25 protein-coding genes are annotated in these 26,503 nt (G+C 39.3%); 3 read left to right on the top strand and 22 right to left on the bottom strand.

The window, feature by feature from the left end:
- Positions 1-61 precede the first annotated feature (61 nt).
- Positions 62-559 (top strand): SRPBCC family protein, encoded by a 498-nt coding sequence (locus CLV81_RS07870; RefSeq protein WP_106144473.1) that lies wholly within the window; start codon positions 62-64, stop codon positions 557-559.
- 42 nt (positions 560-601) lie between these two features.
- Positions 602-1,204 carry an SRPBCC family protein gene (locus tag CLV81_RS07865; RefSeq protein WP_106144472.1) on the top strand — a complete coding sequence of 201 codons (603 nt, stop codon included), beginning with the start codon at positions 602-604 and terminating at the stop codon, positions 1,202-1,204.
- Between the two features lie 135 nt (positions 1,205-1,339).
- Here the strand turns inward: CLV81_RS07865 and rfbD are convergent, their stop codons facing one another.
- The 4 genes from rfbD to rfbB are packed head-to-tail and all read right to left on the bottom strand — an operon-like array spanning position 1,340 to position 4,706.
- Complete coding sequence (gene rfbD, locus CLV81_RS07860; protein WP_106144471.1) at positions 1,340-2,209, bottom strand: dTDP-4-dehydrorhamnose reductase; 870 nt, start codon at positions 2,207-2,209, stop codon at positions 1,340-1,342.
- A gap of 17 nt (positions 2,210-2,226) precedes the next feature.
- A complete protein-coding gene (gene rfbC, locus CLV81_RS07855) occupies positions 2,227-2,775 on the bottom strand; it encodes a dTDP-4-dehydrorhamnose 3,5-epimerase (protein WP_106144470.1) in 549 nt (182 codons plus the stop codon).
- A gap of 4 nt (positions 2,776-2,779) precedes the next feature.
- Complete coding sequence (gene rfbA, locus CLV81_RS07850; protein WP_106144946.1) at positions 2,780-3,640, bottom strand: glucose-1-phosphate thymidylyltransferase RfbA; 861 nt, start codon at positions 3,638-3,640, stop codon at positions 2,780-2,782.
- A 28-nt stretch (positions 3,641-3,668) separates the two neighbouring features.
- A complete protein-coding gene (rfbB, locus tag CLV81_RS07845; protein ID WP_106144469.1) occupies positions 3,669-4,706 on the bottom strand; it encodes a dTDP-glucose 4,6-dehydratase in 1,038 nt (345 codons plus the stop codon).
- A gap of 220 nt (positions 4,707-4,926) precedes the next feature.
- Between rfbB and CLV81_RS07840 the strand changes: the two genes are divergently transcribed.
- On the top strand, positions 4,927-6,066 hold the full coding sequence (locus CLV81_RS07840) for a hybrid sensor histidine kinase/response regulator (RefSeq protein ID WP_106144468.1): 1,140 nt from the start codon (positions 4,927-4,929) through the stop codon (positions 6,064-6,066).
- Here CLV81_RS07840 and CLV81_RS07835 read toward each other — a convergent pair.
- From CLV81_RS07835 to CLV81_RS07750, 18 genes are all read right to left on the bottom strand, one after another.
- Positions 6,063-7,274 carry a glycosyltransferase family 2 protein gene (locus CLV81_RS07835; RefSeq protein WP_106144467.1) on the bottom strand — a complete coding sequence of 404 codons (1,212 nt, stop codon included), beginning with the start codon at positions 7,272-7,274 and terminating at the stop codon, positions 6,063-6,065. The two genes, CLV81_RS07840 and CLV81_RS07835, sit on opposite strands and share 4 nt — an antisense overlap.
- 15 nt (positions 7,275-7,289) lie before the next feature.
- The gene (locus tag CLV81_RS07830; RefSeq protein ID WP_106144466.1) at positions 7,290-7,928 is read right to left on the bottom strand and encodes an acyltransferase; all 639 of its coding nucleotides are present in this window, start codon (positions 7,926-7,928) and stop codon (positions 7,290-7,292) included.
- Positions 7,929-7,939: 11 nt separating this feature from the next.
- Positions 7,940-9,133 (bottom strand): glycosyltransferase, encoded by a 1,194-nt coding sequence (locus tag CLV81_RS07825; RefSeq protein WP_106144465.1) that lies wholly within the window; start codon positions 9,131-9,133, stop codon positions 7,940-7,942.
- Positions 9,130-10,293 (bottom strand): glycosyltransferase family 4 protein, encoded by a 1,164-nt coding sequence (locus CLV81_RS07820; RefSeq protein WP_106144945.1) that lies wholly within the window; start codon positions 10,291-10,293, stop codon positions 9,130-9,132. Before CLV81_RS07820 ends, CLV81_RS07825 begins: the two co-directional genes overlap by 4 nt.
- A 1-nt stretch (position 10,294) precedes the next feature.
- Complete coding sequence (locus tag CLV81_RS07815) at positions 10,295-11,503, bottom strand: glycosyltransferase family 2 protein (RefSeq protein WP_106144464.1); 1,209 nt, start codon at positions 11,501-11,503, stop codon at positions 10,295-10,297.
- A gap of 14 nt (positions 11,504-11,517) precedes the next feature.
- Positions 11,518-12,486, bottom strand: a complete 969-nt coding sequence (locus tag CLV81_RS07810; protein WP_106144463.1) for a UDP-glucuronic acid decarboxylase family protein — start codon at positions 12,484-12,486, stop codon at positions 11,518-11,520.
- A gap of 9 nt (positions 12,487-12,495) precedes the next feature.
- Positions 12,496-13,848: a UDP-glucose dehydrogenase family protein gene (locus CLV81_RS07805; protein ID WP_106144462.1), complete on the bottom strand. Its 1,353-nt coding sequence runs from the start codon at positions 13,846-13,848 to the stop codon at positions 12,496-12,498.
- Between the two features lie 37 nt (positions 13,849-13,885).
- The gene (locus tag CLV81_RS07800; RefSeq protein ID WP_106144461.1) at positions 13,886-15,844 is read right to left on the bottom strand and encodes an LruC domain-containing protein; all 1,959 of its coding nucleotides are present in this window, start codon (positions 15,842-15,844) and stop codon (positions 13,886-13,888) included.
- Between the two features lie 171 nt (positions 15,845-16,015).
- Positions 16,016-16,903 (bottom strand): glycosyltransferase family 2 protein, encoded by an 888-nt coding sequence (locus CLV81_RS07795; protein ID WP_106144460.1) that lies wholly within the window; start codon positions 16,901-16,903, stop codon positions 16,016-16,018.
- Positions 16,904-16,913: 10 nt separating this feature from the next.
- The gene (locus CLV81_RS07790) at positions 16,914-18,386 is read right to left on the bottom strand and encodes an O-antigen ligase domain-containing protein (RefSeq protein ID WP_106144459.1); all 1,473 of its coding nucleotides are present in this window, start codon (positions 18,384-18,386) and stop codon (positions 16,914-16,916) included.
- Entirely contained in the window at positions 18,386-19,729 is a 1,344-nt protein-coding gene (locus CLV81_RS07785; RefSeq protein WP_106144458.1) for an oligosaccharide flippase family protein, read from the bottom strand. The genes CLV81_RS07790 and CLV81_RS07785 overlap by 1 nt, the downstream gene beginning before the upstream one ends.
- The gene (locus CLV81_RS07780; protein WP_106144457.1) at positions 19,729-21,960 is read right to left on the bottom strand and encodes a GumC family protein; all 2,232 of its coding nucleotides are present in this window, start codon (positions 21,958-21,960) and stop codon (positions 19,729-19,731) included. Before CLV81_RS07780 ends, CLV81_RS07785 begins: the two co-directional genes overlap by 1 nt.
- Before the next feature lie 2 nt (positions 21,961-21,962).
- Positions 21,963-22,700, bottom strand: coding sequence for a TolC family protein (locus tag CLV81_RS07775; RefSeq protein ID WP_106144456.1), 738 nt, complete (start codon positions 22,698-22,700; stop codon positions 21,963-21,965).
- Positions 22,700-23,896, bottom strand: coding sequence for a sugar transferase (locus CLV81_RS20850; protein WP_106144455.1), 1,197 nt, complete (start codon positions 23,894-23,896; stop codon positions 22,700-22,702). The genes CLV81_RS07775 and CLV81_RS20850 overlap by 1 nt, the downstream gene beginning before the upstream one ends.
- A gap of 12 nt (positions 23,897-23,908) precedes the next feature.
- The gene (locus tag CLV81_RS07765; protein WP_106144454.1) at positions 23,909-24,274 is read right to left on the bottom strand and encodes a response regulator transcription factor; all 366 of its coding nucleotides are present in this window, start codon (positions 24,272-24,274) and stop codon (positions 23,909-23,911) included.
- Between the two features lie 254 nt (positions 24,275-24,528).
- Positions 24,529-25,374, bottom strand: coding sequence for a glycosyltransferase family 2 protein (locus CLV81_RS07760; protein WP_106144453.1), 846 nt, complete (start codon positions 25,372-25,374; stop codon positions 24,529-24,531).
- Positions 25,375-25,391: 17 nt separating this feature from the next.
- The gene (locus CLV81_RS07755; RefSeq protein ID WP_106144452.1) at positions 25,392-25,694 is read right to left on the bottom strand and encodes an STAS domain-containing protein; all 303 of its coding nucleotides are present in this window, start codon (positions 25,692-25,694) and stop codon (positions 25,392-25,394) included.
- A gap of 106 nt (positions 25,695-25,800) precedes the next feature.
- Positions 25,801-26,502 (bottom strand): LytR/AlgR family response regulator transcription factor, encoded by a 702-nt coding sequence (locus tag CLV81_RS07750; RefSeq protein WP_106144451.1) that lies wholly within the window; start codon positions 26,500-26,502, stop codon positions 25,801-25,803.
- Position 26,503 lies beyond the last annotated feature (1 nt).

Here is a 26,503-nt window from a genome sequence, read left to right as displayed (position 1 = left end):
CGGTATTCCCAATTCATTCCTTTTACGTTATCTGACCTTTGTAGTAATAAAACTTGATACAATGGTAATACAACGCAAAATGTTAATCAACAAAACCATAGCAGAATGCTGGGAGGTTTTAGGGAATCAATACACTCAAATTTATAAATGGGCTTCTCCCGTAAATCATTCTGAAGGTGATGACGCCTTGGGTATAAATGGTGCTTCCTGTAATATTAGAGGTTGCAATGTAGATGGAATGGGTGATATTTCGGAAAGACTATTGGAGTTCGATTCGGACAACTATTTTTTGTCATATGAAATCATAACCGGTTTGCCGAGCATAATGAAATCAGGCAAAAACAGCTGGAGATTAGTATCAAAATATGCCAATCAAACAGAGATTATAATGAAGGCACATCTTGAACCCAAGGGATTCATAGGGAATTTGATGAAGCCAATGATAAAATTACAATTCAATAAAATGGCTAAAATCTTGGTTGAAGATTTCAAGTATTACGTAGAAAATAATCAACCGCATCCAAGGAAAGTTATGGCAGCTAAAAAGTATGCTGCTTGATACCCTTATTTAAGTTTTCAATTATTTAAAACATATAGAGTGATGAAAAAAGAAATGTTAGGTTTAGTTATAGTAGTTCTATTTTTTCAAGGGATTTTTGCTCAAGAAAAGCCAAAGAAAACCCAGCACTTTGTGGTTTCCCATATTATAAAAGCACCTATCGATAAGGTGTGGAAAGTAGTTGGGGAAGATTACGGAGCGGTTGCATATTCGCACCCTAAAATTGTGAGCTCAAATTATGTAAATGGCTCGTTAAAGGGAGGTGAAGGTGCTGAAAGAGTTTGCAATTTCAATGAAAAAGGAACAAAATTCCTTAAGGAGAAAATGATAAACTATGACCCCGAAAATTATACATTTAAAAATGTATTATATCAAGCGGGGAAATTTCCAGTCAATCCAGATTACACGTACGCAATTTATAAGATTGAAAAAATTGACGACGACACTTCTAGATTTGTTTTTGATATGACCTTTAGAACGAAACCTGCCTTTATGGGTTCGATAGCAAAAGGAAGTTTTAAAAAATTAATCGCGGATTATGCTATTGCTATTGAACATAATGTTAATACCGGTGAAAAGGTAACAAAGGATAATTTCAGAGCTATCAAAAAAGAGTACAAAAGAAGTTCCAAGAGTAATCCTTGATTTTTAAAAACTATCACAACATTGTGTAATAAAAACTGGTAATCCACTACAAACTATATTGATGGGTACAATTAAATCTTTCGGAAAGTATCAAACTAGGCAACCCCGAACAAAACAGAACTGACACACAAATAATTAAATATCAATTTTAGCATGCGCCTTAAGGGCTACCTCCAGACTGTCCTTCCAATAAGGAATATCTAGATTGAAGGTTTTCTTGATTTTATCCTTGTCCATTACGCTGAACTTGGGGCGTTCGGCTGGCGTAGGATATTCTTCAGAACGAATAGGACTTAGTTGAATGGATATCTTATTGATATCAAAAATAGCTTTGGCAAAATCGTACCAGCTCGCCACCCCTTCATTGCTATAGTGATACACGCCGTAATCGATACTATGTGCTTTAATAATATGCAACAAAACCTCAGCTAAATCATGGGCATAGGTAGGTGTTCCTATTTGGTCATATACTACAGAAAGTTCTTTTTTCTCGTTGCCCAAACGCAACATAGTCTTCATAAAATTATGGCCAAACTCAGAATATAGCCATGAGGTTCTTATAATGAAATACTCATCTAAATTGTTGATAATAGCCCGTTCCCCTTTGTACTTGGTATCTCCATAAAATCCAATCGGGCGAGCAATATCTTCTTCTACATAAGGTGTATTCAAAAAACCATCAAAGACAAAATCCGTAGAAATATGGATGAGAACGGTCTTGCTTTCATTGCAATTCAAAGCTAAGGTTCTAGCCCCACTTACGTTGATTTGATACGCTAAGTTTTTTTCGGATTCCGCCTTGTCCACATTGGTATAGGCTGCACAATTGATACAGTATGCATAATTTGAAGAAAGCATTTCCTCACGAACTGCTTCAAAATCGGTAATATCCAATTCAGAGGAAGACTTGAACATGAAGTTCAGACCTTCAGTTTGTTTTGTTGAGGCCATGGCCTTCAATGTACTACCTAACTGCCCGGAAGCTCCGGTGACCAATATTTTCATAGGTTTTCTAAATCTTGTTAATGGGGAACTGCTTCTTTAAAAACAGGCAAAAGCTTGTCTTTTTCTGAAATAATCAAATCTTCTTCATTCAAAATCCAATCGATATTAAAGCTTGGATCGTTATACAAGATGCCTCCTTCGGACGCTGCATTATAGTAATTGTCACACTTATAGAAAAAAGTAGCTGTATCGCTCAAAGTTACAAATCCGTGGGCACAACCCCTGGGAACGTACATCTGTTTTTTATTTTTTGAAGAAAGCAAAGTCGTAACTACCTTACCAAAGGTTTTTGATTCTGGGCGAATATCCACAGCTACATCCAAAACTTCGCCTTCCACCACGCGCACCAACTTCGCTTGGGCATGTTCTCCTTTTTGAAAGTGCAATCCACGCAATACCCCTTTGGTTGAAAAGGACTCATTATCCTGAACAAATTGCGAAGTTATTCCTGTAAGTTGCTCAAACTTGCTTTGGCTGAAGCTTTCAAAAAAGTAACCCCTTTTGTCCTCAAATACTTTTGGTTCTATGATATAGCATCCCGCTATTTCTGTCTGCTGTACTTGCATATTATTAAGTCAAAACTTCCAAAAGGCGGGTACTGTATCCGCTTTTAAGGAAAGGTTCCGTTAACGCTTTAAACTGGTTTTTGGTGATGAATCCCATTTTATAGGCTGAAGATTCTATAGCTCCAATCTTGAGTCCTTGTCTTTCTTCAATTACCTGGACAAATTGGGATGCCTGCATTAAGGATTGGAAAGTACCCGTGTCCAACCACGCAGTACCACGGTCCATAATACTCACCTTAAGTTTACCTCGTTTAAGGTATTCCCGGTTAACATCCGTAATCTCCAATTCCCCTCGTGTACTGGGTTCGATATTCTTGGCGATTTCTACCACATCATTATCATAAAAATAGATTCCAGGGACCGCATAATTCGATTTGGGTTGCTCTGGTTTTTCTTCAATGGAAATAACATTCCCCTCATCGTCAAAATCTACCACACCATACCGTTCGGGGTCATTTACGTGATAGGCATAAATAATTCCTCCGTCTGGATCATTGTTGGACTGTAATAGAGTTTCCAAACCTGTTCCATAAAAAATATTATCTCCGAGAATCAAGGCAACTTTATCATCACCTATAAATTCTTCTCCAATGAGAAAGGCTTCTGCTAATCCATTGGGTTCTTCTTGAACGGCATATTCAAATCGGCATCCGTATTTTCTTCCGTCGCCCAACAATCGTTCAAAAAGAGGTAAGTCGTGTGGAGTAGATATAATCAATATTTCCCATATCCCTGATTCTATCAATGTGGACAATGGATAGTAAATCATGGGCTTGTCATACACAGGGACCAACTGCTTGCTCACCGCCAAGGTAATGGGGTGCAGTCTAGTTCCTGAGCCTCCTGCCAATATTATTCCTTTCATTTTATTACTTATTTCTTTGCTATGGCATTTATGCCAGACTCTTTGCGTCTTTTTTGATGAACCTTTCCAAGTACCAATCAATGGTCTTCTCTATTCCAGTTTCAAAATTCTCGTCCGCTTCCCAGCCTAACTCATTTTCAATTTTTGAAGCATCAATAGCATATCTGAAATCGTGCCCAGCCCTATCTTCTACAAAAGATATCAAATCCTTATAAGACGAATTGTTGGGTCTTGGGTGTTTTTTGTCCAAAATCTCACAAACGGTTTGGGCAATGTACACGTTGTTTCTCTCATTACGCCCCCCAATGTTATAGGTCTCTCCAGAAACACCATTCTCATAAGCCAATGCAATGCCTTTGCAATGGTCTAGAACGTAAAGCCAATCGCGAATATTGGAACCATCTCCATAAATAGGAATGGATTCTTCTGCCAAAGCCTTTCGGATAATGGTCGGAATCAGTTTTTCGTCATGCTGTTTTGGGCCATAATTGTTAGAACAATTGGTGGTCACCACGTTCATTCCGTAGGTATGATGGTAGCTTCGTACAATAAAGTCTGAAGATGCTTTTGAAGCACTGTATGGACTGTTTGGCGCATAAGGTGTAGTCTCATGGAACAAACCTTCTTTACCCAAAGTTCCATACACCTCATCCGTGGAAACATGATGAAATCTCGAATTCTTGTAAGCTTCTTTGTAAACCCCCGGACCAACCATCCAATGTTTTTTGGCAACATCAATTAAGTTAAATGTACCTATGATGTTGGTTTGCATAAACGCATCTGGATGAGTTATGGAATTATCCACATGGGACTCCGCGGCAAAGTGAATAACAGACTGAATATCGTACCGTTCAAATAGCTTTTCCACCAACTTTCTATCACAAATATCACCTTTAATAAAAGTGTAGCGGGGATGTTTCTCAACTTCCTTTAAGTTTTCTAGGTTCCCTGCATAAGTAAGTGCATCAATGTTCACGATGTGATCCTCAGGTCTGGTCTCCAAATAATAGGGTACAAAGTTGGACCCTATAAAACCTGCGCCTCCAGTTACTAAAATGTTTGCCATGTTTTGGACTTTATATTACTTACTTTGTAAATATAATCCTACTTTTTACGGTCACTCAATTATTGTTGTGAAAGAGTGTTTTTTGTTGGTAGAACACCTTGAAGATAGGTTTAATGCGTAAACCCGCCAACTTTATTAACCTTTCCAGTTGTATGATAAGAGTTAATTCCTATGCAAAAGAAAACTTTTTCCTACTTTAGTTTTATGATTTTTAACTTTTATGGAATCCAAAAATCCTGAGAAACCTTATATTCTTGCTGTTGATGACGAACAACTCAATTTAGAATTGCTTCGATTCATACTTGAACGAAACCAATATGAGTTTGTAGGCACCAGCGATGATGACTTTTTTTTCGAGCTCTTAAAAGAACGTAAGCCCGATCTGATTTTATTGGATGTTATTATGCCGCGTATTGAAGGTTTTGAGCTATGTGAAAAAATCAAGGAGTTTAAGGAGTATCGGGACATTCCCATTATTTTCCTTACAGGTAAGGTTAACGTAAAAGATAAAGTAAAGGGTTTTGAAGTTGGGGGTGTGGATTATGTAACCAAACCCTTCAACGAACAGGAGCTCATAGCCCGTATTCGTACGCATATTGAATTAATGCGTGCTAGAAAAAAGATTGAAGAACAGGCACAAAATCTTCAGCAATCGAATGATTTGAAGGACCGAATGTTCTCAATTATCGGACATGACCTGCGCTCTCCGTTAAGTGCAGCAAAGCTCAAGATGGATTTCATAATGCGAGGTATCATTGACCCAAAAGGCGATGCTTTTTTGGATGAAACCGTTTTTGGGCTTTTAAAAACCATGGACGAAGCCCTCAATCTTCTTCAAAATTTATTGGGCTGGGCCAAATCAGAAAGTGACCAAATCCAAATGATTCCAGAGAAACTTGACGTTCATGATTTGGTGGAACAAACACTCCGGCTTTTAAAACTGGGCGGTGAACACAAAAAAATTGAACTCTCCAATAACGTCCAGGAAGGCACTTTTGCTTTTGCTGATAATAACATGATAAAAACAGTACTACGCAATCTGTTATCCAATGCCATAAAATTCACTCCTGTTGAAGGAGCTATTAGCATTAACTCGAGACTTGAAGAGGATAGCGTGGTTTTAGAAGTGCGGGATAACGGGAATGGCATTTCAAAAGAGGACATTCAAAAAATCCTAAATCCCAACGAGCACTTCAGCAAATTAGGCACTGAAAAAGAACCCGGTACAGGTTTGGGGTTGGTACTATGCCAGAGCTTTGTTCACAAAAATGGAGGGGATTTAAAAATCAAAAGTGATGTGGGCAAGGGCAGTACTTTCTACTTTAACCTTCCCCTCTATACAGAAACCGAAATGGCTTAGGGTGCAGTTTGTGGGTTTATCCCTCCCCTTTTGGCTCTTTCCCAATTTACGGATTGGTTTCCTTTCATGTATCTTCCAAAACCCAAGTACACGGATAGGTTCATAATGAAAAAGTAGTAGGGAATAAACAATACCTTCAACCGAATCTGTCTATTTTCCAAAAACCAGCCCACCAAGGCAGCAATATAGAAAGCCACTTGGCACCAAAACAAAAAACTGTAGATTCCAAAATCAAAAAGTCCTTCATTTTTTGCCAAAACAAAATTGGCAGGAATTATCAATAAAAGAAGTAGAGGTGTCAATGTCCATCGCAACACGCGATGGGAAATATACTGAAATGACAGCGTGCCGTATTTAAAGAAGTTCAACAGGGACCTTAATCTTACTACCGATTGGATTCCACCTGCAGAAATCCGAATTTTTCGTTTCAATTCTTCTTTGACATCTGCCGAAGCAGATTCAATAGCGTAGGCTTCCGGGTTGTATTGAATGGTATGTCCTTTCATGGCCACTCTAAGTGAAATCATAAAATCATCCAATAACGTGTCTCGTTCGACTTCTTGCCAAAGTTCAGTTCGTATGGCAAAAAGTTCACCCGCGGCCCCAACTACGGAATATAGTTCGGCATCCCATTTTTTAAGTTGAGATTCATATTTCCAGTATAATCCCTCGCCCGCTCCAGCAGCACTGTCTGCATCTTTGGAATAAATGCGTTTCTCCCCCGAAACACATCCTACCATTGGGTTTCTGAACAGCTTAACGATTTCCTGGATAGAATTTTTACCTAAATCGGTATTCGCATCGGAGAAAATGACAATCGGCGTGTTCACAAACGTCATCCCTCTATTCATCGCGGCAATTTTCCCGGCTCGTTCATCAGAATGATATACCTGTACGCCAGCATATTTTCTCAATAAATCTGGAGTCCCGTCATCTGAACCATCCGTCACCCATATTTGAGTTACTTTTTCTTCTGGGTAATCCAGACTTCTGGAATTTTTAACCTTTCGGTCCAAAAAATCCTTCTCGTTATAGGCACTTACAAAAAGGGTAACTTTAGGTTGATAATCTTCATTCCCTTGGAAAGGTTTTCCTAAACCTAATAACCTTCTCAATTTTATAATCCCAAAAAGTAAAATTCCATATCCCAAATAGGAATAGAAAATGATAAACAAGGCTATCCAAAAAAAGTATGCTAAAAACTCCATGCTACTATTGTTCGGCTACACGGCCACTAAGTTCTTTTTAATCACTCTTTCCCATTCCCCAGAATTTGGATTATAGGTTTTTACCACGCGTGCCGGATTTCCGACCACAACGGAATACGGTGGCACATCCTTGGTTACCACACTTCCTCCTGCAACAATGCTGTGTTTGCCAATAGTTACTCCTGCTACCACCACGGTGTTGGCACCAATCCAAGTTTCATCCTCTACAACAATAGGTGCCGTAGATACCCCTTGGGCATGAATGGGTTTGGATACATCTTCATAATTGTGGTTCAACCCTGACAGAACAATATTTTGCGCCAAACGCACATCATCACCTATGGTAACAGGACCAATCAATGTATTTCCCAATCCTATTCTGGTTCTATCCCCAATTTTTACGGCTCCTACACCATTGTTTACAGTGGTAAAGTCCTCTATGGTCGAATCGGCTCCAAGTTCAAAGGTGCTCCAGGGCAAAACATCCATTCGGGTTTGGCGACAAATGGTAGCGCCTCTTCCCTTTTTGTGATAAAAAGGATTTAGAAACCACTTGACCCATCTTCGGGGTCTTGCTTGATTTTTCGGTACAATAAGCCAATACGTAAATGACTTAATCTTTTGATTCTCCTTAATTTTATTGACCAATCCCATTTGTTTTGGTTTTAGGCTGATTTCTTAATGGCCTCATAAATGGCCTTCACATTATTCTCCCAAGTATGGCTCTTCGCGAAAGTGATCCGCGCTTGAATTCGTTCCTTAGAATTTTCATCCAGCGCCCTTTGGGCCAATCCCAAATAGTCTTCCTTGGTATTTGCCAAATAAACATGTTCTTGAAACATCTCCATAGCCTTGGTTCCAGTGGCCAAAGTTGGCTTCCCCATAGCCAAGTATTCGTCAATCTTTCTGGGGTAATTCCCGATAGTCCAGTCATTGACCACTTGAGGGTTCATCGCAATATCAAATCCCTTTACATAAGAGGGTAATTGAGAAGCATCCTTTCTCCCTAAAAAGTAGACATTGTCCAATTCATGGAGCTTGGAATTTCTAAAGTCATCATCCTCTGGGCCGACCAACACTATGCTCCATTCATTTTTGGAATTGGCCAAGTATTCCAGCAGGTCCAAATCCAATCTCATACTGGTCAAGTATCCTACGTACCCTAAAATAGGTCGCGGAATTCCTTCAAATTCCTTTGGGATTTCAATATCATTTTCTTCATCATTGAACAAGGAAACATCACAACCTTGCCCTACCATATAGCTATTCCTGTTATGTTCTAACCCATACTCGGTATAAAGAGTAGAATTGTTAACGACGGTATCTGCCTTTTTTATGATTTGAGGTTCAATGCGCTCACCATGCTTCTGCCAATAGGGCACTTTTATGAGATAGTCCCTCATGTAATAGGTATAGCTTTCCGGGTTCAAAAACTCCTGAAGATGTAATCCCAAAAACATGGAGCTGTCGTTAAATATGAGAATATCCTTGAACTCAAGTTCTTGTATGGCATCCTTTATATCCCTGGCAAAAATTCTTGAATTTCTTCGGTTCAGTATTTTAAACAATCCATGAAATGGTATCCAATTGATAGATTCCGTTATGGATTTTGGATATAAGTTCCAAAGGTTGTCCTGAATCTCAACCAAACCCTTTTCCTCTCCATTTTTTATACGAAGTCTTTTTTGGATTTTTTCTAATTCCCTTTCTCTTTTAAGAGTAGCCCTATCCAAAGGCGGATTTACATACAACACGCGATTGTGCTTTGCAAACTCCAATGCAATGTTCTTACAATTACTGCCAATCTCAATATCCCAGGCCTGTATTCCAACTACAACAATGTCTCTGTCCTTAATCATACTGGTTCATGTTTAAGTTCTTTGTGGACATCCCTGTAGAGTTCCAGTACGTTTTTGGCCATTGCTTCCCAAGAGAAGTTTTTGGCACGGGCAATTCCTTTTTCAGCCAAAAGATGAGCCAAGGTATTATCCTCCACCAAGGTGATAAGGGCTTCGGTTATTTCATTTGAATCAAAAGGGTCTACAATCAATGCCGCATCCTTTCCAGCAACTTCAGGCATTGAGGATGTGTTTGATGTGATTACGGGGACACCACATGCCATTCCTTCTAAAATTGGTATGCCGAAACTCTCACGGAGCGAAGGGTACAAAAACGCAGTGGATTGACTAATAATTGCAGGCAGGTCAATATTCTGAACATATCCTGTCAAATGAACCAAATCCTTTATTTCCCGTATGTCCAAGGCGTTCAATAATCTATCAAACTCTACTTTATCATAATCCAACATCACCAACTTATATTTATTGGGGTATTGCTTATTGAAATCGGCAAAGGCTTTTAAAACCCCTTTGGTGTTCTTTTTTGGGTCTGTATTTCCTAAAAAGAAAAAGAACTTTTCTGGTAACAGATATTTTTCTTTGATGGTGTTTAATCTGGATACATCCGTCACTTTTTTAAAATGATTTCCAACACCATTATATATAGCAGTCAATCTATCATCGGTAAATCCAAAATGATTGTTTATCCGTTCCTTTTCATAATTGGATACTGTAATGACCTTCTTACTTCTTTTTATCACTGGAGGCACACAATACCTTCTGTACATGTTCCCTAGTTTTTGGTACCACGTCCCTTCTTTCTTAAAAAGACTTATACTTTCCAAATAAATAATGTCATGCAAAGTGGTTATCAAAGGAACTTTTGAAAAAAGAGGGCCCGTATTACTAGTGCAATGTAGAACGTCACACCCTTCTGCGTTGGCAGCTTTGGGTAAAGCAATTTGTTCCCATCCGGGATAGCCAAACTTAGAATCCAACTCCACGATTTTAAAATTGGGAGCTTTTGGAATACAGGTGTTATCAAAATCAGGGCGAACGAAAATGACATAGTCATTATGCGTATCTATCCTTTGAAGACTTTTGATAAGCTCCAAAGCCACCATGTCCATCCCGTGTTTTTTCTTGCGATATAATCGCTGTCCTTCAATACCAATTTTCATTTTATGGGGTGTTGATGGTTCCATGTTCTGTATGGATGAATTTTTTATTGGCTCCTTTCAATTTGAACAAGGAAAGGAACATTAGAAAAAATGCCTTCGGCAATGTCAAAATTGCGTGAAGGGTCTTTCTGTTATAATATTTCTTTGGAACTGAAAAGACAAAGGCCAAAACGGTGAACAAAAGGCTTGCATACCACAAAATGGGGGAAATCATCAAAACAGAAACATCAGGCCATAAACTATGAAGTAAATACAGCAGTGAAAAAACAACCACTAACCCGAGCAATAACACCCTTGGTGGTGACACCATCTGATATACTTTATCCAAGAAATCCAGATTGCCCTTGGCGAAAAGCTCTTTAAGACCATCCCATACATATCTTCGGAAATAGACGAATTGTGCCGAAAGCCATCGTTTTCTTTGGTTGGCAAAGACCTCTGATTTCTGAACTTTTTCATCTAACACCAAAGCCTCATGCAGATATTCAATTTTGATTCGCTTTTTCAACAGTTCAAGCTCCAATTCCTTATCAAAACCGCCAACTGCTTTGATTTGGGCCATCATTTTTTTGAAGAAAAAATAGTCAAAGGCCATTCCTGAACCAATAAGTGCTGAAGAAAAGCCCAAGACTCGATGTCCCTTTCTAAAAATATGGTTGTTGACCTCTTCACTTATTGCATCCAAAATGGCGAATGAGGTATTGGTATTTTTTGCTACACGATGTCCTTGAACTACTTTGTACCCCTGATTAAAGGATTCATTGATCTTTACAAGAAACTCTCGTTCCATGATGTTGTCTGCATCCAAAATCAAAGCTACATCGTAATCATCGCCAATAACCTCCATGGCCTTGTTCAAAGCCTTGGATTTGGTACTCTTTTCAAAGGAAACCTCAACAACCAGTAAAGGCAATTTCCTAAGTTCTGACAAAGTGGATTCTTGAAAAGAATCAGCTATAATGATGACTTCATACAAGTCAGTCGGGTAGGTTTGTTTTAGGGCTTGTTCCGCGACATCAACGATGACAGCGTCTTCCTTATATCCGGGAATGAGCACCGCAAATTTTCGTTGTTTCTGAAAAATAGCCTCTTTTTCCTTAGCCTTAAAAAGTCCTGCAAAGCCAAAGACAAAAACATAAATGGAAGCAAAACCAAAATACCCAATCAGCAGGATTTCAATTCCATTAACGATAAGTCTTATTACTTCCATTTACTTTTTAAAGCTTAGCCTTGAATTAATTCCTTAATGGATTTTTCCTGAAGCAGATTGTCAAAATATGCTATGGTTTTGGTGAGCCCAGTGCGCAAATCCACACTTGGTTCCCAACCTTCCAATTTTTCCTGTGCCAATGAGATATCCGGCTTACGCTGCATCGGATCGTCCGAAGGCAAAGGCAAATGGATAATCCTGGATTTTGAACCCGTCAGGTCAATGATATTCTGTGCCAATTCCAACATGGTGAATTCACCAGGGTTTCCTATGTTCACCGGACCAATGAAATCATCTTCGGTGCCCATCATTTTAATCATACCATCCACAAGGTCATCCACATATTGAAAACTTCGGGTCTGGGTTCCATCACCGAAAACAGTGATATCCTTGCCCTGAAGTGCTTGCATGATGAAATTGGATACTACCCGTCCATCATCAGGTTCCATTCTTGGTCCGTAGGTATTGAAAATTCGAACAATTTTTACCAGCACGTCATTGGATGTGTGGTAGTTTACGAACAAGGATTCCGCACATCGTTTCCCTTCGTCATAACAGGAGCGTATCCCAATGGGATTCACATGCCCCCAATAGTCTTCCGGTTGCGGATGTATTTCTGGATCTCCATATACTTCACTTGTAGAAGCCTGAAGCACTTTGGCTTTTATCCTTTTGGCCAATCCCAACATATTGATCGCTCCCAAAACGGAGGTTTTAATCGTTTTTATGGGATTGTGTTGATAGTGCACTGGTGAAGCTGGACAGGCCAGATTGTATATCTCATCCACTTCCAAAAAGTAAGGAAGGGTAACATCATGTCTGATAATTTCAAAATAAGGATTGTCCAATAAGTGAACTATTTTACTTTTCCTTCCGGTAAAGTAATTGTCCATGCTTACAACTTCATTTCCTTCATTAAGCAAACGCTCGCATAGATGAGATCCTACAAAACCGGCACCCCCGGTAACTAATATTCTTTTCATTTTTATGATTTAAAGGTCAACGGTTTGTTTTTCATTGCTTTGTACTGGTTCCCTTCCAATACTATAGTATGTAAATTCTAATTCTTCCATTTCTTCAGGGTCATAAACATTTCTTCCATCAAAAATGACTTTTTGATTCATCAGTTTTTCTAAAATCCTGAAGTTGGGCATACGGAACTCCGACCACTCGGTTACCAAAATCAAGGCATCTGCATCAATAATGGCATCGTACTCATCTTTGGCATATTCAATCTTATCTCCCAGAATTCTTTCTGCTTCTTCCATCGCAACTGGGTCATAAGCTCGTATGGTTGCACCTAAAGCCTTTAATTCTTCAATGATGACCAGAGATGGAGCTTCACGCATATCATCCGTTTTTGGTTTAAAGGAGAGTCCCCACATTCCAAATTGCTTCCCCTTGAGGTCATTATCAAAGTGACGTTTTATCTTTTCCACCAAGGTGGTTTTTTGTCTGTAATTCACTGCTTCAACCGCCTTCAACACTTCTAGAGAGTGCCCATATTCATCGGCGGTTCGCACCAAGGCTTGGACATCTTTTGGAAAACAACTCCCACCGTATCCCGTGCCTGGATAAATGAATTTATTTCCAATTCTGGTGTCAGAACCGATTCCCTTTCGAACCAAATCCACATTGGCACCCACCAATTCGCATAAATTGGCGATATCGTTCATAAAACTGATTTTGGTCGCCAGCATGGAGTTTGCGGCATACTTTGTCATCTCCGAAGAGAAAATGTCCATAAACAAAAGCGGATGACCATTCATCAAGAATGGCTTGTATAGGCGTTTCATAACTTTTTCGGCCCTTTTGCTCTCTACTCCCACAACAATTCTATCCGGTTTTAGAAAATCATCCACCGCACTGCCCTCTTTCAAGAACTCAGGGTTGGAGGCTACATCAAAGGGAATGCGTACATTTCTCGCCTGTAATTCTTCCTCTACTGCGGCTTTTACCTTAAAAGAAGTACCCACTGGAACCGTACTTTTGGTGATTACCACTTTGTAGTCCTCCATGTGCTGACCAATTTCTCTGGCCACGCCCAATACATACTTTAAGTCGGCGCTTCCATCTTCATCCGGAGGTGTACCCACAGCAATAAAAACAGCATCACATTCTTGAATACCTTTTTGTAGACTAGTAGTAAAGGAAATTCTTCCCTTGTCAATGTTTCGTTCCAAAAGAACATCCAGACCAGGTTCATAAATTGGGACTTCGCCCTTTCTCAACTTTTCAATTTTCTTTTTGTCAATATCCACACAAGTGACATTGATTCCGGTCTCGGCGAAACAAGTTCCTGTTACCAATCCAACATAGCCTGTTCCTACTACTGTAATGTTCATGATATAGATTTAATTTTGTGTTTAATAGTTGATTATTTTATTGTCTTGAGTACCAATCCAAATCTTGGGTGCCTCCAGAATTTGCCCAATTCACAAATCTTGGATATTCAATGGTTATGGGAATTGATTCAGCTGGAGCTACAAATTCATCAAAGATGTTCAGTGCCCAAGGTAAATTGGTCGCGGTTTTATAATATCGTTCACTGCTAGGATCGCTATCATCGTCCGAACTGCTCAACAAAGCAGCTTTGCTGGTGGGTGGAAAATCAGGCAAATGAATTTCCCTAGACCTATCACCATTAGAGATTAAAAATGGATTGAAAGGAACCAAGCCCAAGTCTGTATAGCCTACGGGCGTTTTAAAATCAATACCAATATTGATGGTACTTCCTTGCATCTCAATTGTGTTTCCCGCTATGAAAATGACTGTCTCATCCGCAGTAGTGCCAGACTCTGTTCCGTTGGCATTTAAGTTGATGAAATCCGCATTGATTACCTGACCTTGCACATCGTTTACCAAACTGGGGTCAACGGGAAGGAATAACGCAAAACCGTTTGGTTGTGCTCCACCAATATTGTCAACTGTATAGGTTCCTTCAATTCGGGTTATTTCGTTTGAAGAATTGGTAATCAAATTATAGGAGTAGGAAACCACCAAATCATTAAAGTCATAATCGCCTTGACTTGGCCACAAATCTTCATAGGCCAAAACTCCAGCTAAGTTTTCACTTGGCGAAAAGTTATTGAAGGCTTGGTTGACATCAAACGGGAAATCGTCCAATTCATCGTTAACGCCATCTCCATCTGAATCGTTTGCTGGAATCAAGGCCACTACATTGGTCAACTCAATAGATTCAACTGGGTTAGCACGAGCATAGAATACGGCATCATTAAAGTCATCGTCGGAACCTTGATCACGTCTTAAGTCTTCAAAAGCCAAAAAATTAATTTCGCGAGCACTATCATACAGTTGTACCATGTGGTTGCTCAGGCTCCCATTTTCAGGATTAAATGTAGGGTCCGAGTAAAAGATATTTCGTCCATCACCAACATCTGAACCATTCCATCCATTGGCTACAATAAACCAAGAGACCACAGTATTCGGGGGAAATCTTCCAAGATATACTCTATCTCCTGGAACCAACCCTCCTGATGAACCCACCATGGATACATTGGGGAAAATTATATTATGGGCGGTAATATCATCTACCGTATCGGGTTTTTGACCAATAGGATATGAATAGTAACCTATGGCATTTCTAAACCCAGCTCCCTCAGAAACGAAGGTTACCCAAACATCGGCCAAATCTGTCAATACCATACTAGTCTCACTTTCATTGGCCAAAAATTGTGGATTGGCAATAGGGACCCTACTTCGTTCCGGCAATGAGGCATTCACATCATCCAATAGGTTTTGCTGAATCACATCGGGTAGCTCCATATCATCTGGAACTCCCAAGCTATTGTAGCTACTTAAATACGTATAGTCAACCTTGGAAGTCAGGCTACGTTTTCCTTTGCTTGTAGCGAAGGTTGTATGTGCCACTTTGCTTGCTGTCCCGCTCCTGTCGTATAAGGGTCTATAATCAAAAGAAACCGCATTGTTCTGAATGGCCAAGTGAATATCCTTGGTCAATCCTATATAATCAGAAACTAGGATAACACTATCCGCTTGAGCGGTCAATACAAAATCTTGTTCAAAATGTCCTTCAGAATCAAAAGTAGCACGACCAAAAGGGATACTATCTTGTGAACCTGTTTTACTGTAAAGTGTGAATACTGCCTTACTTAAAAAAGTAGGAACATCAAGTGAGACATTTACCTCATCACTAGTGGTGTAGTCAAAACTTGCTGAAACATTTAATCCAGCTAATGGTCCACTTGGGTCTACAGTTACCGGATCATCTACAGGAGGGTCTAGGTCGTTTTCGCTGACACAGCTAAAAAATACAAGCACCAGAACAAAAACAATTGCTATTCTAAAGGGTTGAAACATTCTGTAGGTTTAATATTTTTGTAAATATTATCCTACATTATTTATAAGAAAATTAATTGTTGTAAAGTTTATATATGCTGTTGTAAAAAAGCCACTTAGCAACAGGCAAATTGGATATTCATTCAAATAAAGATACATTTTATCGGGAAAAGGAAGTCATTCAATTGGACTTCAAACCCAAGCTTTATTCCTTAAATTCCAGGTAATAGCCCTCCAAAAAGCCCTTAAATGAGCAAACTCACGTTTGACCAAAAACTGAAGCGTGTTTTTGGGAATAGAGACAAGACATTGGAAAAGTAGACTTACCCCCAAAGACAAGGGTTTAAAGTTTCGTCTAGCAAAAAGAATTCGATTTCGGGAAATGTAATAGGTCTTCAATGGACTGAATTTTCCCGTGGATACAGATTCCTTGTGTAGAATATGGGTTTTTGGCTGGTAGTAGATTTTATATCCAGCTCTTTTTATCATTTCGGCCCAATCATGTTCCTCATAGTATAAAAAGTAAATTTCTGTCATCATCCCTACTTCGTCCACAACTTTTTTTGGAACCATCATAGCCGCTCCGTGAATGGATTGGGTTTCTTTCGGTTCATCAAAATCCCCATTATCTTTTTCATGGTATCCAATACTATTGTTTCGGATAGTCCACTTGTTCATTGGGGTATACCCAGCATATTGAATCAAGGTGGGGTCCCAATGGAACTTTATTTTTGGACTCACCATTCCAATCTTTTCGTCACTTTGAAGGGTTTCCACCAAAGGCTGAATGAAGTCCGGAGGTACAATAGTATCATTATTAATAAACAACAAATACTCTCCTTTAGCCTCCTTAACCCCTAAATTGTTACCTCCTGCAAAGCCAAGATTTTCTGGGCTTTTTATAAGCCTAATTTCAGGGTACATTTCCTTAATAATATCAGGATTATCATTGGGAGATGCATTATCAACCACGATTATTTCGTAGTTGGGATACGTCAGATTTCTTGCCGATTTTAATAAATCCAAGGTTACATCAGATTCATTGTAATTTATGGTAATGATTGATACTAGTGGTTCCATAATTTAAGTTTTACGCCGCCTGTAATTCCAATTGGGCTTCTTTCTCTTCCCTGATTTTCCTATCCAATTTTGGTGAAATGAAAATGAACACCATTCCTGTGTACATTAGAATACAGGTGGGGAATTGTCCGAAGACTCCATTTCCGTAAGAAGCCAACATGATGCCGGCCATACCACAGACAAGTGCCGTGATTCTTCCTTTCAACCAATCATCCCGTATTTTGAACATACAATTGTATGCTCCAGTTATCAGAATAAAGAAAAGAATGAAAAGATGTAAATAAAGACCCACGATTCCTGTATCTGCCCAAACGGCAACAAACCAACTGTCTGTAGCGGTATTGGCCAAAAATGTATTTGGAGAAAAGCGCTTTCCCCAGTTTCCGGTGGAACCAATGCCTCCCCCTAAAGGTCTTGTAGCTAAATACCCTTTGAGCTTTGCCTGATTGATTCGCCGCATCTCTAATGAGGCATCGTTGGGATCAAAAGCAGTTCGCATTCTACGGATTTGGTCATTATCGTTACCGATGGTAGTGTATTTGAAAAAGACGAAAACACCTATTCCTGCAATTACACCCAATACTATACTTGGGATGTGCTTTCTTACCAAAATGAACATAACCCCACCCATAGCAGGAACGGCTATTGCCCCTCGGGTTCCAGAAATCATCATTCCCAATAAACCGGCCATAGCCACAACCCCACAAAAAATTTGAAATTTTCGGTTTTTAGCAAATAGGGCCAAGACCCCGAAAACCACACCGGTATGTCCTTGGGAGGCACCAAATTGACCTGCATCGGAATAAAATGAAAAAATACGGAGCTTTCCGAAGAGAATATGAGTAACGTCACCTCCCGCATCCAACCACGCTTGTTCGTATGAGTCTACTCCAAAAATCAGTTGTTGCATCCCCTTCATGGTTGCCAAAACAGATAGAACTCCCCATATAACAAAGAAAAGGTGCAAGTCTTTTTCCTTATTGAAAAGGATAAACACCAACGGAACAAATAACCATTGGTACAATGCCAAACCTCGCATAGCGTAAAACCAGGCTGCAATACTTACTGCCTCGGGATTCACAATTTGAAGAACCGCGTAGCCAAACCAAATCGTAACCAACAGTGTCAGTTGTGAATTTGCTTTTTCCCAGGGTACTTTTATTCGAAATGCCTTAAAGAACAAAGCTAGGTACATCAATACCATGAGTCCATCCATCAAAAGGCCCCAGGTCATAGGAATATACCGCCCGATTCCCAGCACAAAAAAGTTGAAAATTAGAATGGTGATGATTCCGATGCGGGGATTTACAAAAAGGGCTCCCATGTAAAAAGCTGCAAATGGCAATACTATAATTGCCAATCCAGCAACCAAACCCTTTGTCGCGGTTAGATGCCCTGCTGTAATGGCAATGGACAAAATCAATAGAATGGGTAGAGGTTTTCTCAGGTAATCGGAACCATGTGTCTTTTCAAAAGGATTCATTAGCCCAAATGTGTTTTAAGGTTCTTCAAAAACACCAAGCTCTCAGAAAAAATTTGACGGCTTTCAACCTGTATTTCTTTTTTCAAATAGTAGAAGCCCATAATCATACCCATAATTGTGAAAAGCACAGTCCCGACTGCCACCGCTACCAGACTTTCAAATACAAAAACGGCCAATACATTCAGTATGATATTGGAAAAAGTCATCACCAGCACTTTGTATAGGTTCAGTTTGGGTTTATTGATACTGTCCAACAACACGCCAGTAAATCGATCTATGGGCAGTAGCATAATGTAAACCGTAAATACCCTGAAAACCAGCGTCAGCAAGGGTAGTGCATCTAAGTATTCCTTTCCTCCAAGGAACAGAACCATCTGTTCTGCGAAAACAAAACCAACCAAGGCTACCGGAAAGAACAAAAGTGTAACAATGCCCACATAGGAATAGAAGATTTTTTTTGCTCCCAGCACATCGTCCTCAACCGCTTTTTTTGCCATCCTTGGATAGGCCGTCATGGTAAAGCTATGTAAAGGTATACCTAATAAATCTGTCAATTTTAATGGAATGGCATACATGGCTATACCCGCTGAGCCCAATATGGGACTCATTCCAATAATGAAAGTATCCGAGCTTTTTAATAAGCTTGAACTGATCAAAGTACCCATAGAGTACTTTCCAAAATTTACAAGCTCTTTTTCAATCTTTCTTTTGGCATTGACCAAATAGGTCAAACCATCCCAGTTTTTTAAGGAGCACCAAATTCCGGAAAAGGCATTTACTGCTATATTTACCCAAATAATAGCTTCCAGTCCCCATGCCAACCACCAATGGTTCAGCACCAAAAACAAACAAAACAATCCCACGTTCGATAATCGTACCCACATCATTCTTTTGAAATTCTGCTCTGCTTGGAATAGTGACATGGCGTTGTTCCAACTCAAGTTGGATAAGGCCAAAAATGGATAGTATATTAAAAACAGGATATAGCCATTGTTGATTTGAAGTCCTGCTAGTATGACCAATCCGTACAACAACCAACATAGCAATGCAAGTGCAATAAGCAATATGAGATTAATCCTAAAGGATGACCCCAAGATGGTTTTCTTTTGGTTGCCATCGGCTCCTGAAAGTAATCTAACGGATGAGGTCCGGGTAAGTCCAAATCTCAGTAAATCTACAAAGGTGGCCAAAGTGATAAACAATACCCACTCTCCAAAAAGTTCTTTGGGAAGTTGGCGCGTTAACAACATAAAACTCAGCAATCCCAAAAAAGCGACACTTACATTGGCCATCAACGAAGATAGATTCTTCTCCTTACCTATATGTTTAATTTTCTGCAACATTAGGCAACCGAGGTTTTAGTGAAAAACCTAAACTGTACTGCTTTTTTGACCCATCTTCGGACCAAGGTTCTTTTCTTGGGCAAATCCCCTACCACGGTTTCCATCTCCAATACTTTTACCCCATTAAGGATAATGGTTGGTTCCGGACCGGTTGTAGCTTCATTGAACAAATCCAATGCATTGATATCGGCTTCGCTCCAAGCTCTGTTCGCTCGAGTAACCAAAAAGGTATAGTCCATGGTGGAAGCCAATTTCACCGGAAATGGGTTTTTGATAATTCCGGGGATTTCAAGAAGGATAAAATCAAAAACACCGAAATCCTGTATACTTCCAGATTCATCAAACTCCTGTACCATCGAAATCTTATATAACTTATCACTGATGGGATACACCAGCTTCTGATAATTTTCCGACTTTAATTCCAAATCTTCGGAATCGTAGGTTATGTGGAGAATTTTATAATCCAGCTCACATAATTTGTCCAACAAGTGTTTGCAGATAAACGTTTTTCCTTCGGTCTCTTGAGTAGAAAAAAGCATATTGACCACGGGCTCGCTCTCCTTGTCTTTCTTAAATCGATTTAGGATAATGTTTCTGGAGATTGCATTGACCGCCTTATTCTTTAAGTATCCGTAGTTGATTTTTGAACTTGATTTGCCAATGACCGGAAAAATGGAGGACACTTTCAAACCAATTTTATCCTCTGCCCTTCTCGCCGTGTTAATGTTCCCATCCAAAAGCTCCAAAACCAGAATGGTTGCAGCTACCAAAATAAATCCTGCCAACCCGGCTACAATGACTAGTAACATTCGTTTGCTGGGTTTTGGGCTAATGGGATAGAAAGGAACTTCGGTTAGTTTTATATTGGATTTCAATTCTACATTTTGTTGTCTCAATTTGGCAAGCCCCAGACTGTGAAGCAAACTCAAATATTCCCTTTCCGCAATATCGATTTTGCGTTCTAGTCGCTTCATTGTAGCCCCCAAGGGAGAGAATTTCTGATATAGTTTTACAAATTCCTCCCTCTTTTGCTCCATCACTTTTAGTTGAGCATCATAGCCTTCATAGTCAATGGTGTTTTGCAGCCAATCGGAAAGAATACTTGTTGTAGCAATGCTTTTTGTATCGTAATCTGTTTTATAAAGCGTATCGATATTAGAAGCTAATTTTCGCTCCAATTCTTTGATTCGCAGCATTTTTTGGGAAACTTCTTTGGCATCTTTCTCCATTTGGACAGAATCCTTTTCCAATCCGAGAGTCTTCATAGAGACCTCAAAATTTAAATTGGAGAGCTCTTTTCGAAGTTTCATAATACTTTGACTGGATAATCTTCGAAGCTCATGGGTTTCCAATTTGGATTCCAAGGTTTCCAGCACTGCTTTGGATGCATGATATTTTCGAAGTACTTCAAAATACTTGATTTCAAATTCCTCTTTCTCTGCGGCAATATGCTTCGTCTGCTCGTAATAGTTGATGATATTATGGGTGCGATTAAAATCCAGTAATTCGTCTTCCGCTCCCCTAAGACTCGAAGTCGAGTTATTAAGTTGCCCTTCAAAATATCGCACTACCGCATCCGATTGATTGGCCTTGATATCTGCATTGAGCTTTACAAAAGTCTCGCAAAGAATCAAAAGGGTGTTTTGGCAAATGGCAGGATCCTCGGATTCAAAATCGATATCTACAAAATCACTATTGGATATACGACGAAGGCCTATACGGCCCAAGATTTTTTCTATGCTATAATCAGGATGGTCAAGATTGATCAGCTTATAGATAAAGTTGGTATGATCGGATTCTTTTAGCTCTAAAAAATTCTCATATGTCTTGGCGGCATCCCCTTTAACGACCAACTCTTTTACCTCATCAGGGACAATACTCATCAAGTCCTGATATTTTTTCCTGGAAATAATTTTTACATCCGCACTGTCCAAGGTCATGTGCTGGGTGAACAATTTCAATCCAACAATTTCTATTGTAGTCCTGGCCTTTATAAGATTCAAAAGGTTATCGTAAGCCGTGTTTGTGGCTCTAAAGTCTATTTTTGTATTCTCCAATTCTATATTAGAGCCTGTTGCAATTCCTGTATATATCCGTGCTTTAGAGTTGTATACTTTGGGCTCATCTCTGGTAAGGTAAAACACCATGGAGGCCAAAAGTATAGGCACCGCGATAAGCAGACCTATATGCCGAAGCAGTAAACGGACAAAAAATAACAGGTTAAACTTCATTCTTAAATATTCAATTCTGCTCCAATAATGTTTTGCAAGGCCATTACCGAGCCCACAAATTCGGAGCGTTGGAGTTCAAAATTCATCGTAGCTTGATTCATCATTTGCTGCAGTCTTGTGTATTCCGTAACATTGATAACTCCATTGGCAAAATCCTTCTCAGCTCTTATGGATTGAACTCTAAAATTGTCCACAATGTTCCCTGATATAAAGAACATGCGATGATGTTTTATAAGGTCGTTATACAATTCCGCTACCTTCTGTTCAAGTTCCACCTCAGCCACTTGGGTTTCAAAACGAGCCTTTTCGGCTTCACCCTTGGCACTTAAAATATTGGCTCGCCTATTGATTATGGCGGAAAGGGGCAATCTCAAAGAGATTCCTACATTATATCGGCTTTGCTCGGTTGAAAATAAGGCTTGACTCTGGGGGTCACCGGCAATCTGCGAATTGCTGAGGTTATCAAAAATTCCGTAGTTGTATCCTGCCTCTAGATTGATATAGTCCAGCCAGGCCCTTTGCTCTGCAGATACCACACCATCACGATATTGTTGTTCTGATTCTGTAACCTTGATGAAGGGGGAATAATCCCTTGCCATCGCAATTAATGTGTCCAAAGGAGGGAGTTTTTTGCTGATGTCGTTTTCCTCTAAACCTTTTTCTATAAATTCATTAATTGCCTGTGCTTCCACTGTTTGAAACAAAACCAAACACAGTAAAACGCCCCAAATCCTTTGCATTACACATTTTCTTTTTGAAAAACAGCCTTAAACGTTCGTAGTACTATCCACATGTCAATTAAGAAGGCACGCTTGCTGTTTGCATATTCCACATATTTTATGTCCAGTTGTTTTCTTTCTTCGGGGGACATTTTTGAGCTTCTTCCCCTGGCTTCAACTTGCCAAAGTCCGGTGATTCCTGCTGGACCGTTGAACCTATCCGTCCATTCGTCCGTAGTAAGCACCTCCGCTTCATAAAGGGGTAAGGGTCGATTGCCCACTATGGACATGTCTCCTTTAAGGACATTAATCAACTGAGGTAACTCGTCAATGCTCAGTTTTCTAATAATATGACCCACTTTAGTAATTCGCGGATCATTGTCAAACTTCACAAAAGCGCTTTTAGCGTTTTCTCGTTTCTTTATATTATGCTGTTCCTCTTCAACCTCGGTATCGTCTCCAATTAGCATTGTTCCGGATACAGAGCTTTGCTCAATTGGCTCGGGAGCTGCATTCACATGTTCCTCCTCATCATGAACATATTGATTAAGGTGTTGAAATTCCTTAAGCCTTTTATCGGCATCCGGATACATGGAACGAAGTTTGTAAAAGTCAAATATTTTATAGCCCGTACCTACCCTCTTTGATATGTAGTAGACCTTTCCTTTGGATTCCAATCGAATTGCCAAAATCACCAATAGGAGAAATGGGGAAGCCAAAAGTAAAACTGTACCAGCCACTAGAACATCGAAGGAACGTTTCCAAAATCCTATCTTATACTCTTTAATGTCATCTTTAGAGGTTCCAATCTTTTCCTGCTTTAGATTGACCTTAAGTTCTTTTAGAAATTGTACTCTATCAATAATATTGTCAACGGATACCGGATGCACATAAAAGTCATCTATCCCATTTTTTACAGCTTCGGATAAGTCTTTTTTACCTCTATCTTTCGCAACAAGAATGAATGGAATACTGTTATTTTTAGAAAAACGTTTTCTCAAGGTTTTGTGGAATTCAATTCCTGTTTGACCTGGAATTTGCTTTTCGCAAAGAATAGCATCTACACCTTTATTTTCTTCCAGCCATTTTACCGCATGCAGTGCATTATCCACAACATTGAAATCCACTTTTTGGATATAGGCCGAAAATTGATTGGCCATATTGGCATCATTACCGACATAAAGGAGCCGGACTTTTCTATCGGATACAATTTCCATGGTATTCTGTTCTTATGTTCTTACCAACAACTTCTCTACCCTTATCAAAAGTTCTTCGGGATTGAATGGTTTGACCAAGTAGTCGTCCGCACCTAATTTTAGACACTGGATACGATCGGAGCTGCTGTCCCTACAGCTTAATACAATTATGGGAATGTTGGAAAAATATCCGCTTTCCTTCACCTTTCTGATAAGTTCAAACCCATCCATATTAGGCATTTCCAAATCAGTGATGATCAAATCAGGAATATTACCATCTTGCATCCAACTCAATGCTGCCAAACCATCTTCTGTGGTGGTTACATTATAGGATTGTCCCAAAAACTGTGATACCAATTCACTCAGTGATTGCTTATCGTCTACTACTAAAATTTTCATGATTCCTACTGTTTTAATTATGTAGTCCTTAACACGTGTGAAAGTAGGATAAATATTACTTTATAATAATTCTATGTTGTCAAACCAAGCGAGCATGTTGTAAGCGGCAATATATCGGAGGTATTGTTATTTGTGCTCTCATCGGTCAATAACACATGCATGCAAACAGCAGCTTTGTCTCAGAAGTAAGACCTTATTAAAAGAAACACAAACCCAACAAATACTGGTAAGCAAGTAAGACTTTTGAGTGTAATCTAACCTATGGAATCAGCAATTTCCAATTCCTTGTATGTTTCACGAATCGGTTGGTTGAAGTCATAAAACCTTTGGTTACAGAATGGGAAAGGTTTTCCTGGTTCTCTTTTGGGAGGGAGTGCCGTATAAATATCTATTGAAACATACTTAAATGTTCCTTTGTTGTAAAGGTGTATGGCGAGCATACCGTCATCACATCCAGAAACAGCTCTTAAATCAGTATCGTAGCCAGTAGTATCCAGGGCTTCTTTTCTAATTGCCATTCCAACTGCACGTATATGCTTGATTTTATGAATGAACCCTCGTGAAATCTTCCATCTGAAGTAAGCCACTTTAAGGCGATTACGAATCTTCATACGAGTGGAAAGCTGAAAATTGTTCTCGTAGCTTTTGGATACCGAATAACATAGTACCAATTCCTTCTCTTGAAAAAAAGGCAATACCATTTTGTCAATATAGTAGGCGTCATAGATGGTATCTGGATCCATGCTGCATACAATCTGACCACGGGCTTCTTCCAATCCTTTTTGTCTCGCATGGGTTATTCCCTGTTGTGGCTGACTTACTATTTTCGCTCCCAATTCCCTTAAGATTTGCAACGAATTCTCATCAGCATTGTTTTCTACGAAAATCACCTCGTAAGGAATAATGGTCTTTAGATTGGAGAGGGACATTATGTGCCCCAAAAGGGTTTCCTTAGCCCTGTAGACCGGAATTAATAAACTCACAACCGGTTTTTCAACTTTATCCAAAAGTTGAAAATACGTAGTCAATCGTTCAAAATCGGTATCGCTTAGTTGCTTTGGTGTAATTCCAAAGTAGGGTTTGTAATCGGTAACCTTCATGGCCAAGGAAAATTTGCTTAAACCCTATCCGGGCTTAAAATATAATTGGTTTTTGTGGTATTCATGATCTCAAGAACGTTTTCGTTCTGTCTACCAATCAAGGCTATCACCTTGTTCAATTCTGCGGATCTTCGATAAAGTTTTTCAAAAAAATGAGCTGCAGAAGAATCCAATACGGTCACGTCTTCTAGGTTTACCATGAAGCTGTCATTACTTTCCAAAATGGAATCAAAATAAGCTTGCAAAGTACCAACGTGCTGGGCGGTAACTTCTCCTAAAATCTTATAAACTCCTCGATTTTCCTTTATTTCCAATGGCATATGTCAAAACAATTAATAGTTACTAATCCTGTTTTAACATTTTCATGAAGTGTCTAACTATACTAACGTATATATTTATATATATTGTAGTATTTTTCTTTCTTTTCTATAATAAATTCAAGCGTTGCATCAACTCGGGGCGATTAGATCTGCTAATGGGAATTACACTCTTTTCAATTAACACACTATTATCTTGTATATCAATTATTTGAGTGAAATTGATGATGAACGAACGATGAATTTGAAGAAATCGAGATTCTGGAAGTTTATCCTTGATTTTCTTCAAAGTGGAATGCACTCGATATCGCTTTCCCAAGGTTTGAATCTCAATATAATCTCCTTTTGCCTCAATCAAAAGAATATCACTGAATTTCAGCTTTATCAACCTTCGGTCAATGTTGATATACAAATCATCTTCTTTATCTTCTTCTTTGGTTAAATTTGAAGTACTTGCTTTGAACGCAGAATTCAACCTAATTACACATTTCTGAAACCGCTCAAGACTTATTGGTTTCACCAAATAATCCACAATAAATGGGTATTCGTATGCTTCTATGGCAAAGTCTTTATCCGAGGTGGTCAAGACAATCTTGGGTGGGTTTTGAAGGGTTTCTATAAAATCAATGCCTGTTAGTTTTGGCATGTGAATATCCAAGAAAATCAAATCCACTTCATTGTCCTTAAGAAACTTCAATGCCTCCACAGCGTTGGGAAACTCGGCTCTAACCTCCATTTCTGGAATGGTTTTGCAAAGCTCTTTAACGATGGCTCTGGCACTGGCTTCGTCATCTACAATTATGCTTCTCATC

It is taken from the genome of Flagellimonas meridianipacifica (assembly GCF_003001695.1).
Lineage (GTDB): Bacteria > Bacteroidota > Bacteroidia > Flavobacteriales > Flavobacteriaceae > Flagellimonas > Flagellimonas meridianipacifica.
Note: the sequence above shows the minus strand (reverse complement) of the source record. Positions and strands in the feature narration are given on the sequence as shown.

Excerpts from the sequence above, each read along its gene's own strand:
- CLV81_RS07870 (WP_106144473.1), top strand. The coding sequence starts at position 62 with ATGGTAATACAACGCAAAATGTTAATCAACAAAACCATAGCAGAATGC.
- CLV81_RS07865 (WP_106144472.1), top strand. The coding sequence starts at position 602 with ATGAAAAAAGAAATGTTAGGTTTAGTTATAGTAGTTCTATTTTTTCAA.
- rfbD (WP_106144471.1), bottom strand. The coding sequence starts at position 2,209 with ATGAAAATATTGGTCACCGGAGCTTCCGGGCAGTTAGGTAGTACATTG.
- rfbC (WP_106144470.1), bottom strand. The coding sequence starts at position 2,775 with ATGCAAGTACAGCAGACAGAAATAGCGGGATGCTATATCATAGAACCA.
- rfbA (WP_106144946.1), bottom strand. The coding sequence starts at position 3,640 with ATGAAAGGAATAATATTGGCAGGAGGCTCAGGAACTAGACTGCACCCC.
- rfbB (WP_106144469.1), bottom strand. The coding sequence starts at position 4,706 with ATGGCAAACATTTTAGTAACTGGAGGCGCAGGTTTTATAGGGTCCAAC.
- CLV81_RS07840 (WP_106144468.1), top strand. The coding sequence starts at position 4,927 with ATGGAATCCAAAAATCCTGAGAAACCTTATATTCTTGCTGTTGATGAC.
- CLV81_RS07835 (WP_106144467.1), bottom strand. The coding sequence starts at position 7,274 with ATGGAGTTTTTAGCATACTTTTTTTGGATAGCCTTGTTTATCATTTTC.
- CLV81_RS07830 (WP_106144466.1), bottom strand. The coding sequence starts at position 7,928 with ATGGGATTGGTCAATAAAATTAAGGAGAATCAAAAGATTAAGTCATTT.
- CLV81_RS07825 (WP_106144465.1), bottom strand. The coding sequence starts at position 9,133 with ATGATTAAGGACAGAGACATTGTTGTAGTTGGAATACAGGCCTGGGAT.
- CLV81_RS07820 (WP_106144945.1), bottom strand. The coding sequence starts at position 10,293 with ATGAAAATTGGTATTGAAGGACAGCGATTATATCGCAAGAAAAAACAC.
- CLV81_RS07815 (WP_106144464.1), bottom strand. The coding sequence starts at position 11,503 with ATGGAAGTAATAAGACTTATCGTTAATGGAATTGAAATCCTGCTGATT.
- CLV81_RS07810 (WP_106144463.1), bottom strand. The coding sequence starts at position 12,486 with ATGAAAAGAATATTAGTTACCGGGGGTGCCGGTTTTGTAGGATCTCAT.
- CLV81_RS07805 (WP_106144462.1), bottom strand. The coding sequence starts at position 13,848 with ATGAACATTACAGTAGTAGGAACAGGCTATGTTGGATTGGTAACAGGA.
- CLV81_RS07800 (WP_106144461.1), bottom strand. The coding sequence starts at position 15,844 with ATGTTTCAACCCTTTAGAATAGCAATTGTTTTTGTTCTGGTGCTTGTA.
- CLV81_RS07795 (WP_106144460.1), bottom strand. The coding sequence starts at position 16,903 with ATGGAACCACTAGTATCAATCATTACCATAAATTACAATGAATCTGAT.
- CLV81_RS07790 (WP_106144459.1), bottom strand. The coding sequence starts at position 18,386 with ATGAATCCTTTTGAAAAGACACATGGTTCCGATTACCTGAGAAAACCT.
- CLV81_RS07785 (WP_106144458.1), bottom strand. The coding sequence starts at position 19,729 with ATGTTGCAGAAAATTAAACATATAGGTAAGGAGAAGAATCTATCTTCG.
- CLV81_RS07780 (WP_106144457.1), bottom strand. The coding sequence starts at position 21,960 with ATGAAGTTTAACCTGTTATTTTTTGTCCGTTTACTGCTTCGGCATATA.
- CLV81_RS07775 (WP_106144456.1), bottom strand. The coding sequence starts at position 22,700 with ATGCAAAGGATTTGGGGCGTTTTACTGTGTTTGGTTTTGTTTCAAACA.
- CLV81_RS20850 (WP_106144455.1), bottom strand. The coding sequence starts at position 23,896 with ATGGAAATTGTATCCGATAGAAAAGTCCGGCTCCTTTATGTCGGTAAT.
- CLV81_RS07765 (WP_106144454.1), bottom strand. The coding sequence starts at position 24,274 with ATGAAAATTTTAGTAGTAGACGATAAGCAATCACTGAGTGAATTGGTA.
- CLV81_RS07760 (WP_106144453.1), bottom strand. The coding sequence starts at position 25,374 with ATGAAGGTTACCGATTACAAACCCTACTTTGGAATTACACCAAAGCAA.
- CLV81_RS07755 (WP_106144452.1), bottom strand. The coding sequence starts at position 25,694 with ATGCCATTGGAAATAAAGGAAAATCGAGGAGTTTATAAGATTTTAGGA.
- CLV81_RS07750 (WP_106144451.1), bottom strand. The coding sequence starts at position 26,502 with ATGAGAAGCATAATTGTAGATGACGAAGCCAGTGCCAGAGCCATCGTT.